The sequence below is a fragment of the Gordonibacter sp. RACS_AR49 genome (genome assembly GCF_030418435.1).
Lineage (GTDB): Bacteria > Actinomycetota > Coriobacteriia > Coriobacteriales > Eggerthellaceae > Gordonibacter > Gordonibacter urolithinfaciens.
Window position 1 is genome coordinate 689397 of record NZ_JAIUDM010000001.1, and the last position, 13402, is coordinate 702798.

Annotated in this window: 11 protein-coding genes; 3 read left to right on the forward strand and 8 right to left on the reverse strand. The window is 63.4% G+C overall.

All coding sequences use genetic code 11. The features are described 5' to 3' along the window. Positions 1-14: 14 nt before the first annotated feature. Positions 15-1427, reverse strand: a complete 1413-nt coding sequence (locus LB310_RS02910; protein ID WP_301154394.1) for a helix-turn-helix transcriptional regulator — start codon at positions 1425-1427, stop codon at positions 15-17. A 469-nt stretch (positions 1428-1896) separates the two neighbouring features. Between LB310_RS02910 and LB310_RS02915 the strand changes: the two genes are divergently transcribed. Then, positions 1897-2277 (forward strand): helix-turn-helix transcriptional regulator, encoded by a 381-nt coding sequence (locus LB310_RS02915; protein WP_278716918.1) that lies wholly within the window; start codon positions 1897-1899, stop codon positions 2275-2277. Positions 2278-2564: 287 nt separating this feature from the next. On the opposite strand, the gene LB310_RS02920 is transcribed toward LB310_RS02915, so the two are convergent. Further along, complete coding sequence (locus tag LB310_RS02920; RefSeq protein ID WP_041239612.1) at positions 2565-3803, reverse strand: hypothetical protein; 1239 nt, start codon at positions 3801-3803, stop codon at positions 2565-2567. Between the two features lie 353 nt (positions 3804-4156). On the opposite strand from LB310_RS02920, the gene LB310_RS02925 reads away from it, so the two are divergent. Both LB310_RS02925 and LB310_RS02930 read left to right on the forward strand, forming a co-directional pair. After that, on the forward strand, positions 4157-5830 hold the full coding sequence (locus LB310_RS02925) for an amidohydrolase (protein WP_301154397.1): 1674 nt from the start codon (positions 4157-4159) through the stop codon (positions 5828-5830). Positions 5831-5961: 131 nt separating this feature from the next. Continuing rightward, entirely contained in the window at positions 5962-7632 is a 1671-nt protein-coding gene (locus tag LB310_RS02930; RefSeq protein WP_301154398.1) for an amidohydrolase, read from the forward strand. 128 nt (positions 7633-7760) lie between these two features. On the opposite strand, the gene nhaA is transcribed toward LB310_RS02930, so the two are convergent. From nhaA to LB310_RS02960, 6 genes are all read right to left on the reverse strand, one after another. Further along, entirely contained in the window at positions 7761-9230 is a 1470-nt protein-coding gene (gene nhaA / locus LB310_RS02935) for a Na+/H+ antiporter NhaA (protein ID WP_301154401.1), read from the reverse strand. 167 nt (positions 9231-9397) lie between these two features. Then, positions 9398-9583, reverse strand: a complete 186-nt coding sequence (locus LB310_RS02940) for a helix-turn-helix domain-containing protein (protein WP_238386165.1) — start codon at positions 9581-9583, stop codon at positions 9398-9400. A 121-nt stretch (positions 9584-9704) separates the two neighbouring features. Continuing rightward, positions 9705-9974: an ACT domain-containing protein gene (locus LB310_RS02945; protein WP_087192184.1), complete on the reverse strand. Its 270-nt coding sequence runs from the start codon at positions 9972-9974 to the stop codon at positions 9705-9707. A 127-nt stretch (positions 9975-10101) separates the two neighbouring features. Then, on the reverse strand, positions 10102-10671 hold the full coding sequence (folE, locus tag LB310_RS02950) for a GTP cyclohydrolase I FolE (RefSeq protein WP_015540119.1): 570 nt from the start codon (positions 10669-10671) through the stop codon (positions 10102-10104). 263 nt (positions 10672-10934) lie between these two features. Next, entirely contained in the window at positions 10935-11603 is a 669-nt protein-coding gene (locus LB310_RS02955; protein WP_224767888.1) for a cytochrome c3 family protein, read from the reverse strand. 124 nt (positions 11604-11727) lie between these two features. Beyond that, positions 11728-13380 carry an FAD-binding protein gene (locus tag LB310_RS02960; RefSeq protein ID WP_301154404.1) on the reverse strand — a complete coding sequence of 551 codons (1653 nt, stop codon included), beginning with the start codon at positions 13378-13380 and terminating at the stop codon, positions 11728-11730. Positions 13381-13402: the final 22 nt, after the last annotated feature.

The window sequence follows — 13402 nt, forward strand, 5'->3', positions numbered from 1 at the left end:
TGCCGCACCCGCCCTCATACCTGCTCGGGCGGCAGGGGCACGGCATCCTCTTCGGTGGAGAACATTCGCTCGCGTTTCGCCACAAACGCCTTCAAATCGCTCTCGGAGTGGATGTCGAGCTTGCCGTACAGGTTGTGCAGGTGCGTCTTGATGGTGTTCGAGGTGATGTACAGATCCTCGGCTATCTCCTTGCGCGACTTTCCCTCTATCAGGCTGTACATGATCTCCAATTCGCGCTGCGTCAGCCCGAAGTCCTGCGCGACCACCTCGCAGGTGCGATAGCTGTCCGTGGGCTCGTCGGGATCGCCGGGACGCACGAACCCCCAACCTGTGCGCATGTTCGCATTGTTCGTCAGCAGCAACGCCATCATCAGCACCAAGAAGGCCAGAGCGCAGAAGAACACCACGACTTGCTCGGAGCCCGCCAGCACCTGCAGGGCCACGCTGCCCACCACGATGCCCAGCGCGCGCCCCGTCATGAGCGCCGTGCTGGGACAAGAGGCAACCCAGGTGGCCGGCTGGTCGCAATTTTTGATGAGATACGATCCCAAACCCCATAGCACCAGGTCGAGGTACAGGAAGCCCGTCACCTGCAGCACGCCTGCCATAACCGACGTCGGCCCCAGCACGCCCACCGCCAGCAAACCCGCCCCCGCAAGCGGAAACCCTATCTGGTAGATGGAACGGTTGAAGTCCATCTGCAGCACCAGCACCGCCAGCAAGGCGAGCGACGCCGCGAAGAAGTACCCGACAGAGTCGAGCATCTGCGAGAGAAAGCCCGAGAAGCTCAAGAAGCCCAGCGGTATGCCCAGCGCCAATCCCTGCGTGACGGACGTGGCCATGAAGCGGTACGGAATGAACAGATCGTTCGCAGACTCGCGGTAGAGCACCTTCTGATCGGGGAACGCCCTGCCCTTCGCGCAGTAGAACAGCAGCACGATGAAGACCGGCAGCACAAAGGCCACGATCCACCGCAAAAGCGGGTCGAGCAGCGTGATGCCCAGCGACAGCACTCCCGTGGCAAGTGCCGAGGCAATGCCGAACGTCAGCGTGGGCGTCATTCCCAGCATGCCGAAGATGCGCCCCAGCTCAATATGGATGCCCATGGTTCCCACGGCCAGCAGCGCCATGCCCAGCGTCAGCGTCGCGAAGCGGAACGCGTCGTCCGCGATGCCCGCATGCGTCTCCATGAAGAGGAAGAACACGCCCAGCACCATGCTTCCCACGAGGAACCAGAGGTACGCATCTTTGTCGAAGACCTTGATCTTCCTGAAACGGAAAGCGAAAAACAGGCATACGCCCGCGCAGATGAACAGAAACGGCACGATGGTGGAGAGCTCGAAGCCGGCCACCTGGAACGTACCGGGAAAGAAGAAGCCGTCCAGGAACAGCAGAACGGCGAACGTCTTGTAAGCGGTGAAACCCACAAAAAGAGTCGGCTGCTCCCGTACGTCGTGGACAACTTTGCGCATGCCGCCGAAGCGGGCGCCCTCAGCCTCCATATGGTTCCCCCCGATACCCATCGACTTCGCGAGCGAACGCGCAGCCCCACGTCAAACCGGCCGCATAGCCCCCGCTCTCGTTACCGGCGAGTATACCTAAACCCGCTGGAAAAGCATCTAATACTTATGGGGTGAGATGCTCGGGAAGCGTAAACCACCTCTGGCGGAGGATGGCGCCGGTCAAGCCAAAACCTCATTATTTTATCCAGCACGTGCGCCTTGCCCGGCATTTCCGAGGAAGGAATACCGCAAGGAGGTGAAACAGGGGGACGGGCACGAGCGCGACAAACTACTGAAGTTTCGCGAGAAAGCGGAAACCAAGTATCACCCCCTGCTCCCCTTCCGGGTCGCTCCCGGAAGGGGAGCGTCAAAATGAAGGGAGGCGTTGTTCGCCATGACCGCCCGAACACCCGCCCAAGGCTCCGAACGCTACCTGGATTTCACGAACGCCCAAGGACTCTGCTTCCGCATGCAGGTCGAGGACGACCCCTTCGACGCCTGCGCATTCACCGTCCGCGTCACCCCGCTGCAAAGCCACGGGGAGTCCAACGTGAGCCAACCTGCCTTTTCGCAGCACGCGCTGCTCTCCGCCCTCACGTCGCGCGAGCGCGACGTTGCAATGCTCATAGCCGAGGGCTTCACGAACGACCAGATCGCTCTCCGGCTTTGCATTAGCCTCTCCACCGTCAAATCCCACATCCAGAACATCTTCGCCAAAGCCCACGTGCCCAACCGCACGGCGCTCGTCGCCCTACTGCACGACGCGGCACGCTAGCCTCTGTTCAGCGCCGCACCAAGCAGAACGCAGAAGGCGCGGAGTCGAAGGTCCTCGTCAAGAAGTCAGCCACCCCCTCCAAAGGAACGAAGGGCCGAAGAGCGCTCCTCGGCAGCCGAAGCACCCTAGCTAAAGCCTTTTCGCAGAAGGTGTATCTTCGGACGTCCTCCCCCGCCGCGCCTTAACCGCTCAGCGCAAAAGCCCCCCGCCGCGGGGACTGAATGCGGCGAGGGGCTCGAGGAATAAGATGTCGAGCGCGCCTGTCGGTGCGCGCTGCGACCGGGTAGTTAAGCCAGCATCGGCATGATCAGGTACATGACGGCGAACGACCATGCGGTGCATACCGTGAAGATAGCAACCTGGATCAGACAGATGGGATGGTAGGTTCCCTTGAAGCGGAACACCTTCAGCACCCACTCGACCAGCGGCGCGAACACCACGGCGCCGATGAGGATGGTGGGGATGACGATGGCCCAGCTGGGCGGGTAGGTGCTCACGACGGCGGACGCGAACACGATGCCCGCGAACGTGAAGGCCATGCCCGTCTTCTTCCACTTGGGGTACCAGATAAGGATGGCCAGGGCACCTGTGACCACCTGCACCATGATGAGCAGCGGGAAGTTGCCGGAGCCGTACGCAGGATGCAGCGGGTTCATGACCCACGAGATGATGCCGCCCACGTACATGCCGATCGTGGCCCACGAGCTGCCCCAGATGGTCAGCTGGCCGATGTCGCCAAAGATCTGGTGCACGAAAAACTTGCTCTTGTTCTGGTCCGTGGGGTTCGCGCCCTCGGCCGGCGCCGGGATGGTCATCCACGGCATGAGGCGGAAGATGAGCGAGCACACCGGCACCACGATGGCCACGCCGGCGGACACGGCGATGAACAGCGGCAGCCCCAGCGGGGACACGATGCCGTACAGCAGGGCGTAGCACACCGGGCAGGTGACGATAGTGCCCAGGATGAGCGACGTTGCCACCTTCTTCAGGTCGGACCCGTAGAAGATCACGAACACCTGCACGGTGAGCACGGTGGCGAACGTGGGAATCCAGCCGCTGGCGAACAGGCCGCCGTAGAGCAGCTGGCCCAGGATGAGCGACAGGCAGGTCGTCACGAACATGGTGGTGAAGATGTGGCCGTTGCCCGCCACGCCGGTGCCGGCGTGGGCCGACTTCTTGCGCTCGAGCGCGGCGGCCACGAAGCCCATGATGATCATGCCGATGGAGGCCGGGAGCGCCGCGATGAACGAGCCCTCGGTCAGGTCGGCGAAGAACCAGGCCACGCGGTAGAGGGGCGAACCCTCGATGCAGCCGGTCATCATGGTGCCGAAGTCGTAGATGAAGTTGTTGTTCATGAGCAGGGGCTGCACGTAGCTCATGAGCGCGTACAGCGCGATGGCAGCTACGACGGTGATGCAGAACGCCGGCAGTATCTCCTTGCGGGACACGGCCGTCGCGGGTGCTTTCGATGATGCGGGTGCGTCTGCGACGATGGTCGCATCGTCGTCGATGATCGTGTTCTCCACGATGACACCTTCTCTCGTTTCCGATTGGTATTGCCACAAAACCCCTGGCGAGCAGGCAGATGGCCGCCCTTGTCGCCCTTTGCAGCACGTTATGGATTTTTCCGAGGAAGGATTACGTTGCGGCCCATCCTACCCCACGCCCCCGCCGGAAGGGAATCGGCCGAAAGTACGATCATCCCCGCGATATCGTCCTTACGGCCGGTGGCAGGAAGGACGAGTTTTACTCTATGCTGTGCAGCGGGGATGATTCATGGTTTCACGATAACGCCGACCGGTGCGGCCGAACTGCCGCGAGCCGGTAAGGCGCTCTTCCGTTTTTCCGCGATAGTATCGAAGGAAAAGGAGAACCTGTTATGAGCACCTGGTATCCCGAGGCAGACCTGGTCATCCAGCATCCGAAGATCTACACCGTCGCCATCACGTGCGACGAGGTGAAGGAAGGCAAGACCGACTTCCCCATCATCGAGGACGGCGGCGTGGCCGCCAAGGACGGCAAGGTCATCGCCGTGGGGACGGCTGCCGACGTCCAGCAGTTCATCGGCGAGCACACCGAGGTCATCGACGCCTCCGGCAAGATCCTCACCCCCGGCTTCGTCGAGTGCCACATGCACTGCAAGTGGACCGGCGAGCAGATGCTCAACCTCGACTTCAACGGCGTGACCAGCCGCCAGGCCATCCTCGACGCCCTGAAGGAGAAGGTCGCCAGCACTCCTGCGGGCGAATGGATCGAGGGCGACGGCTGGAACGAGCTCATCTGGGAGGACAGCCAGGAGGTCATCACGCGCCGCGAGCTCGACGAGGTCGCCCCGAACAACCCGGTGTTCCTGCTGCACATGTCCGTGCACACCATCGCCGCGAACTCTCTCGCGCTCGAGGCGTGCGGCTACACGAAGGACACCCCGCAGCCCGAGGGCGCCGAGATCGGCCACTACGACGACGGCGAGCTCGACGGCATGCTGTACGAGAACGCGGCCCTCATGCCAATGTTTGCGGCCAAGCCCCCGCTGACTGAAGAGCAGCACCTCCAGAGCCTCGAACTCATAGGGCAGCGCCTGAACTCCTTCGGCATCACCAGCGCCATCGACGCGAACCTCAACTACAAGCAGATGCGCGCGTACAACGAAGCAAGGAAGCAGAACAGGCTCACCTACCGCGGCAACCTCATGTTCTACCTGGACCCGCAGTTCGGCTCCTTCGAGGACAACCTGCGCCGCCTGGAGGAGATGGACTGCGTCACGGGCTTCGGCGACGAGATGCTGAAGCTCAACGGCTGCAAGGTCACGCTCGACGGCATCACGGCCGCGTTCACGGCCGCCATGAGCCGCCGCGAGTACCGCCAGCGCCCCGGCTTCTACGGCGACACCATCTACACGCAGGAGGAGATCGACGCGCTGGTGTGCAAGGCGACCGAGCTCGGCTGGCAGTTCGGCATCCACACCATCGGCGACGCGAGCGAGGACCGCGCGCTGCACGCCTTCCAGGAGGCGAACAAGATCCGCCCGGTGAAGGAGCTGCGCCACTACCTGATCCACTACCAGCTGCCCTACGAGGACCAGTGGCCCATCATGAAGGAGCTGGGCGTGGGCGTGTGCCTGCAGCCCACCCTCGTGTCCCAGATGGGCGAGGAGCCGCTGTTCTGGCCCGAGCAGGTCGAGCGCTTCCAGTCGCCGGGCCTCATGTTCAAGAACGGCATCCTGGCCGGAGGCAGCTCCGACTCTCCCGTCGTCTCCCCCAGCCCGATGCTCGGCATGTACTATGCCGTCACGCGCCTGGACGAGACCACGGGCAAGACGCTCTCCAAGGGCGACGAGTCGAAGGTCACGCCCATCCAGGCCCTCATCATGTGGACGAAGAACGCGGCGTTCTTCAGCCACGACGACGACAAGATGGGCTCGGTGGAGGTGGGCAACTTCGCCGACTTCGCCATCCTCGACCGCGACTGCTTCGCTTCGAGCGATCCTACGGACATCCGCGACGCCCAGGTCACGACGACCGTCCTCGGCGGCAAGGTGGTTTACGAGGCCTAGCGCCGATCGTTCACGAACCGGTTCGTTCAGCACCGCATCGCGAGCGCCTCGGCCTTTGGCTGGGGTGCTCGTTTTTTACCGGACACCAAGGCACCCGCCTTGCGGGGCGGGCACCTTCTTAAGGAGGAAGCATGAGCACCTGGTATCCCGAGGCCGACCTGGTCATCCAGCATCCGAAGATCTACACCGTAGCCATCACGTGCGACGAGGTGAAGGAAGGCAAGACCGACTTCCCCATCATCGAGGACGGCGGCGTGGCCGCCAAGGACGGCAAGGTCATCGCCGTGGGGACGGCTGCCGACGTCCAGCAGTTCATCGGCGAGCACACCGAGGTCATCGACGCCTCCGGCAAGATCCTCACCCCCGGCTTCGTCGAGTGCCACATGCACTGCAAGTGGACCGGCGAGCAGATGCTCAACCTCGACTTCAACGGCGTGACCAGCCGCCAGGCCATCCTCGACGCCCTGAAGGAGAAGGTCGCCAGCACTCCTGCGGGCGAATGGATCGAGGGCGACGGCTGGAACGAGCTCATCTGGGAGGACAGCCAGGAGGTCATCACGCGCCGCGAGCTCGACGAGGTCGCCCCGAACAACCCGGTGTTCCTGCTGCACATGTCCGTGCACACCATCGCCGCGAACTCTCTCGCGCTCGAGGCGTGCGGCTACACGAAGGACACCCCGCAGCCCGAGGGCGCCGAGATCGGCCACTACGACGACGGCGAGCTCGACGGCATGCTGTACGAGAACGCGGCCCTCATGCCAATGTTTGCGGCCAAGCCCCCGCTGACTGAAGAGCAGCACCTCCAGAGCCTCGAACTCATAGGGCAGCGCCTGAACTCCTTCGGCATCACCAGCGCCATCGACGCGAACCTCAACTACAAGCAGATGCGCGCGTACAACGAAGCAAGGAAGCAGAACAGGCTCACCTACCGCGGCAACCTCATGTTCTACCTGGACCCGCAGTTCGGCTCCTTCGAGGACAACCTGCGCCGCCTGGAGGAGATGGACTGCGTCACGGGCTTCGGCGACGAGATGCTGAAGCTCAACGGCTGCAAGGTCACGCTCGACGGCATCACGGCCGCGTTCACGGCCGCCATGAGCCGCCGCGAGTACCGCCAGCGCCCCGGCTTCTACGGCGACACCATCTACACGCAGGAGGAGATCGACGCGCTGGTGTGCAAGGCGACCGAGCTCGGCTGGCAGTTCGGCATCCACACCATCGGCGACGCGAGCGAGGACCGCGCGCTGCACGCCTTCCAGGAGGCGAACAAGATCCGCCCGGTGAAGGAGCTGCGCCACTACCTGATCCACTACCAGCTGCCCTACGAGGACCAGTGGCCCATCATGAAGGAGCTGGGCGTGGGCGTGTGCCTGCAGCCCACCCTCGTGTCCCAGATGGGCGAGGAGCCGCTGTTCTGGCCCGAGCAGGTCGAGCGCTTCCAGTCGCCGGGCCTCATGTTCAAGAACGGCATCCTGGCCGGAGGCAGCTCCGACTCTCCCGTCGTCTCCCCCAGCCCGATGCTCGGCATGTACTATGCCGTCACGCGCCTGGACGAGACCACGGGCAAGACGCTCTCCAAGGGCGACGAGTCGAAGGTCACGCCCATCCAGGCCCTCATCATGTGGACGAAGAACGCGGCGTTCTTCAGCCACGACGACGACAAGATGGGCTCGGTGGAGGTGGGCAACTTCGCCGATATGTGCCTGTTCGACAACGACTTCATCGCCGGCAACGTGGAGGATTACCGCACTACCAAGGTGGCAAAGACCATTCTGGGCGGCGAAGTGGTGTACGAGCGGTAGACGCCCTCGCAACTACGTGCGATCGCCTCGCAATCGCGTAAGAGGGGCCCAGCCCCAAGTAAACGCGCAACAAACGAACGCTCCGCAACAGGGAGCCCAACCGCAAACGGTCGGGCTCCCTGTTTCTCCTATGACCGCTCGACGGCGCCTTCCTCTTCTAGCTTGGCAGCCCCTTCTTCCTCTTCCTCGTCGGTCACGCGGCGCAGCACGAGGAAGCCGGCTATGCCGGCCACGAGCGAAGCAGCCAGAATAGCCGCCTTCGCCATGGCGATGGTGCTCGCATCGACGAATGCCAGGTTCGTCACGAAGATGGCCATGGTGAAGCCCACGCCGCCCAGCACGGACACGCCTGCGATATGGCCCCAGCTCACGCCAGCGGGGAGATCGCTTAAGCGCAGCTTCACCGTGAGCCAGGTGGCCAGGAAGATGCCGAGCGGCTTGCCGAACAAGAGGCCGCAGAACACGCCGATGGTCACGGGGTTCGCAATGACGGCGAGGGGGTCCATACCCGTCAGCACCACGCTGGCGTTCGAGAACGCGAACAGCGGCAGGATGAAAAAGTACACGGGGATGTGCAGGCGATAGTCCAAGCGCGTGATGGGCGGAATGGCCATGCGCGACACGCGGCCGATCTCGTCGAGCTCGCCCAGGTATTCCTTCTGCACGATGTCGGGCTCACCGGGGTCGTAGCGCTCGTCGGCCTTGCGCGCCCGGGCCTCGAACCAACCCGGCGCCCGGTCGAGCTTCACCTGCGATTTTTTCGCCGGAATGGCCAGCGCCAGCAACACGCCCGCGATGGTGGCGTGCACACCCGAGAGCAGGAAGCACACCCACATGGCCAGTCCGATGAGAACATACGGCCACAGGTCGTACACGTGTAACCGGTTGATAGCAAGCGCGCCAGCAAACAGCACCAAACCGCCCACCAGCCAAGCGATATCGAGATCGGCCGTGTAGAACACCGCAATCACCAGGATGGCGATCATGTCATCGGCAATGGTGAGCGTAGACAAGAACGAGCGCAGTCCCGCCGGGATCCGGCTACCCAACAGCGCCAAGATGCCCAGACAAAACGCAATATCGTTCGCCATGGGAACGCCCCAGCCCTGCTCGAAACCGCTGCCCATGTTCACGCCCATATACACGAGCGCGGGCACCAACGCACCGCCCGCCGCGCCCAGAATAGGTAGCAGCGCCTTGCGCGGGTTGCGCAGCTCACCCGCCGTGAGCTCGAACTTTATCTCCAAACCCACCAGCAGGAAGAATATAGCCATGAGGAAGTCGTTGATGAAGTGCTCAAGCGACAGGTGCGGCGCGAAGCTGCCCAGCGAGAAGCCCAGGTCGAAATCGTGCCAGAATGCGGCGAAGTACGGGAGCACCGGCGTGTTCTCGATGACAAGGGCCGCCACGGCCGCCACGAGCATGAGCATGGTCGCCCGGGTGGACGAGTGAGTGAACTCCAAGAGCTTGCGCCTGCGCCGATGATGGTGCCGAACCTCCGGCTCCAAGATGCGCTCCGTAGGCGAGCAAGCCGGATCGCCGCTCAAGCAAGCCGGCCCCGACTCGTCGCGCTCCACCTTGTCGTTCCCTGATGTCATAGGTTCCAGTATACGGAAGACCGCCGATAGTATTGGCTACGGAAAAGCAACGGACAGAATCTGCCCAACAAGACATGCGCCTTGAACACTTGGATGTGTTTCATCGGGAAACCATGTGTCCGAAAGGCATGCTTGGCCATGCAGAGATGCCCACGAGAAGCGTATTCCTAAATGCCTTTGAATAACTGCTCCACGGAAATGCCGAATCCGGCAGCAATGCGCTCGACAGTCTTGATCCCCACGTTTACCTGGCCGTTCTCGATAGCGGCCAGATAACTGCGATCCAAACCGGAAGCCTCGGCAAAAGCACGTTGAAGCAGGTCGCGCTCTTCGCGCAACTCCTTGATTCTCAAACCGAGCGCCTTTCTAATGTCCATGTTTAAAACGGTACGAAAAGCTGCTGAACTGGGGTGTAGCAAATCACCAACGAATTGCCGCTAGAGTCCCTCCATCTCATGCAAAAGTACGTTTCCCCTAGATCTTGTACATGTACTGGAAAACGTCCTCGCGCTGGATGATGATCTGCATGCCCAGGTCGTCGCTGATCTTGGCGAGGCGTTCCTGCACGGTGTTGAAGTCGGCCTTCTCCGTGTCGAGGGTGGTGAGCATCGTCATGGAGAAGATGTCGTCCAGGATGGTCTGGCTGATGTCGTCGATGTTCGCGCCGCAGTCGGCCAGCGCGGTGGCAATGGCAGCCACGATGCCGCTGCGATCCTTGCCCAGAACGGAGATGACGCATTTCATAGGTTGGTTCCTTTCCTCGTGGCGCGAATCGGCCTCGCACCTCGTAACGAACGTATGTTTCACGTGAAACATTTCGGCGGTTCGGCTGCCTTGCCGCTCGGCCACGCCGCCAAATGCGGTAGCGCCTCTAGTCCCGTCGCGCGAAGATGAGCGACAGGGCCTCCGCACGGGTGGCCTGGCTGCGCTCGAAAGCACCGCGGACGGCACTTGTGGTGGTCTTCGCGCCGGCCTTCTTCACGCCGCGCATGCTCATGCACAGATGCTCGGCCTCCAACACCACGATGACGCCCTGGGGGTGCAGCTGCTCAATGAGCGTGTCGGCGATCTGCGAGGTCAGGCGTTCCTGCACCTGCGGGCGCTTCGCGAACACGTCCACGAGGCGCGCGAGCTTCGACAACCCGCAGATGCGCCCGTCGGCCGCCGGGATGTAGGCCACGTGCGCCTTGCCGAAAAACGGCACCAGATGGTGCTCGCACATAGAGTAGAACGGGATGTCGCGCACCAGCACCATTTCCTCGTGGTGCTCGTCGAACGTGGTAGCGAAGTGCTCCGCCGGGTCCTGCTCCAGGCCCGCGAACACCTCCTCGTACATGCGTGCCACGCGTGCCGGCGTCTCGCGCAGGCCCTCGCGCTCGGGATCCTCCCCCACCCCTTCCAAGATGAGCCGCACCCCTGCTTCGATTTTCGCAGCGTCCATAACCGTCTTTCCTCGTCGTTGGTCGAATGCATGATAGCACGGATGCGCGCCGGCGCCCGCCCGGGCGCCGCGGGGGCCACGGAAAAGGAAGAAGACCCGGCGGGGAGGGAGGGTTGCCGGGTCTTCTAAGGAGGCTCGCTGCCGCAAGGCAGCCAGCCGGAGGCGGCCGCAGGGTCGCAACCGCCTCGAGGCCGCCGAGGGCGCGGCCGCTTCGCCGGAGCCGCAGAGTGGCGCGGCCCGGGAGGGAAGACAGGGTTCAAGCGCTAGGCCACTTCGCGTTCGCGCAGCTCATGGCAGGTCCCGCATTGGAACACGCCCTTGTGATGGCACTGGGCGCACCACATCATGGCGTCCTTTTGCAGGTTCTTGCTGTGGATCTTATGGCAGTCGGTGCAGGTGGGCGGGTTCGCGTCGTGCTGCTCGTTGCTCACGTACTCGTGCGGGTTCTGGACCTTGCCCTTCTCGTCCTTGAACTCCGTGTTGTCGGCAGTCTTCACCGCCATGTCGGCCATCGTGCCGTGGCACGCCGGATCTTGGCAGGTGGCCGCATCCACCGTGACCACCGTGGCCTTCGAGGCGGGCTTGTCGGCATAGGTCACACCCTCGTGCGCTTCCTTGAGCGGCGCCTCCAGGGTGTGGCACTGGTTGCAGGCCAGGTCACCATGCTCGGACGCCTGCGGGCACTGCGCGTCGGCCAAGGTCTCCGTCTCGGTCGTATGGCAGGTCTTGCAATCGATATCCATGGTCCAGTCTACCTGCTGGGTGGCCATGGGATCTTCCTTCGGAGCCTTAGCGGGGCCTTCGCCCTCGCCCGCCTGCTTTGGCGCGCAGCCCACGGCCGTGCCCAGCGCCATGGACAAGGCCACCACGGCCACGGCAACGGCCAGGGCCATGAGGCCCTTGCGGGCGGTATTCGTCGTTTCGTTCGTCATAGCCAGCTTTCCTATCATGGTTGCGGCCCGGCCGGCCGCAAACGGCCGACCGGGCCCGGTCGCAAGTGCGCTCGCGCGCCGCAGGGAGGGAGGGCGCGGCGCGCGGCGTCGTCAGGTTGCGGGACTACTTCTTGTCCCAAGGCTCCAAACCGGCGCAGTGACGGCCGGCGATGCGGCCCCACACCATGTTCTCGGAGTTGTTGCCGCCGGTAATGCCGTAGCTGTGGGCCTGGAAGTTGCCGAAGCTGCCCGCGGCGTACAGGCGCGGAATCACGTTGCCGGCCGGGTCGAGCACCTCGGCGTTCACGTTCTTCTTCGGGCCGCCCAGCGTAGAGCAGGACCCGGGGTAGATGGAGATGGCGTAGTACGGGCCGCTCTCGGAGAGCTTGTTCTCCTCGGCCGTGAGCTCGCGGTCGAAGCGCGCGTCCTTGCCGGCGTCGCAGAAGGCCTGGTACTCGGTGAACGTCTCCTTGAGCGTGTCGATGTCCATCCAGTGGTCGAAGTCCTTGATCTTCTGGCCCAGCTCCTCGAGCGTATCGCCCTTGAGCACCCAGCCGCGCTCGATCTCGACCAGGTTGTCATCGGACCAGCCGTCCCACGCGCGAATCTCGTCGGGCAGGTCGGTGGTGTAGTTGCCGCACTCGAACCAGCCGCCCTGCTGCGTACCCATGGGGCCGCCGTCGATGCCCTTCTGGTCGAAGATCTGCCACGACGGGATGCGGTCGTAGTCGTCGATCTTGTCGCTGAACGACATGAGGGTGTGCCAGCCGTTATGCGCCGTGCCGCCCGTCTTGGCCTCGTTCTGGTAGCGCTTGCCCAGGCGGTTCACCGTGAAGAACGCGTCGGACTGCGGGCTGGCGAAGATGGCGAAGTCGTAGTCGGGATCGCGCGTCCACATGGCCGTGGTGGAGATGACCATGTTCATGTGCCAGAGCTTGGCGCCCACTTCCTCCACCATGCGGATGCCGTCGCCGGTGTTGTACTGCCAGCCCTCGAACTTGAAGGGATATATGCTCAGGTAGGTGTTCTTGAGCTCCTCGTTGAACTCGAAGCCGCCCGTGCACAGCACGACGCCCTTGCGGGCCTTGATGGTCTTCTCGGTGCCGTCCTCGAGGAAGCGCACGCCCACGATCTCCTTGGTGTCGGGGTTCTGGACGAGGTGCTCCTCGGTGCACTTGAACTTGATCTCGATGGGCAGGCCCAGCTCGGCGCGCTTGGCCTCCAGCTCATGGAACGTGGTCATGCCGAAGCCCTCGACGTTGGACACGCCGATGCAGCCCGCGTACTTTCCATCGTCCAGGAACCAGTACTCGGGGATGGTGCCGGCGAGCGCCTTCTCGGCCACCTCGTAGGTCATGCCGTACTTGTCGGCGTAGTCGGTGTGCTTCGTAGCCTCGCCGATGTAGGCGTCGATCATGTCCTCTTCGATAAGGCCGTGGCCGAACGCCACGCAGTAGTCGCGGAACAGCTTCTCGTCCTTGATGACCGTCCATTCGCCGTTGTTGATACGGCTGTTGCCGCCGCCCTCGACCGGCGCCTTCTCCAGGATGACGACCTCGGAGCCGCCCTCGTCGGCCGCGACGAGCGACGACCACATGCCCGCTCCGCCGTAGCCCACCACGACGACGTCCGTCTCGTAGTCCCACGACTTCGGCATCCAGTCGCCCGAGGCGGCCGATCCGCCCGACGAGCAGCCCGCGAGCGCGGCGGAGCCGGCCACGGCGGCACCGGCAACAGCGGCACCCTTCAGGAAGTTGCGACGTGAAATCTCGCTCATGGTTCCTCCTTGCGAACCGGAC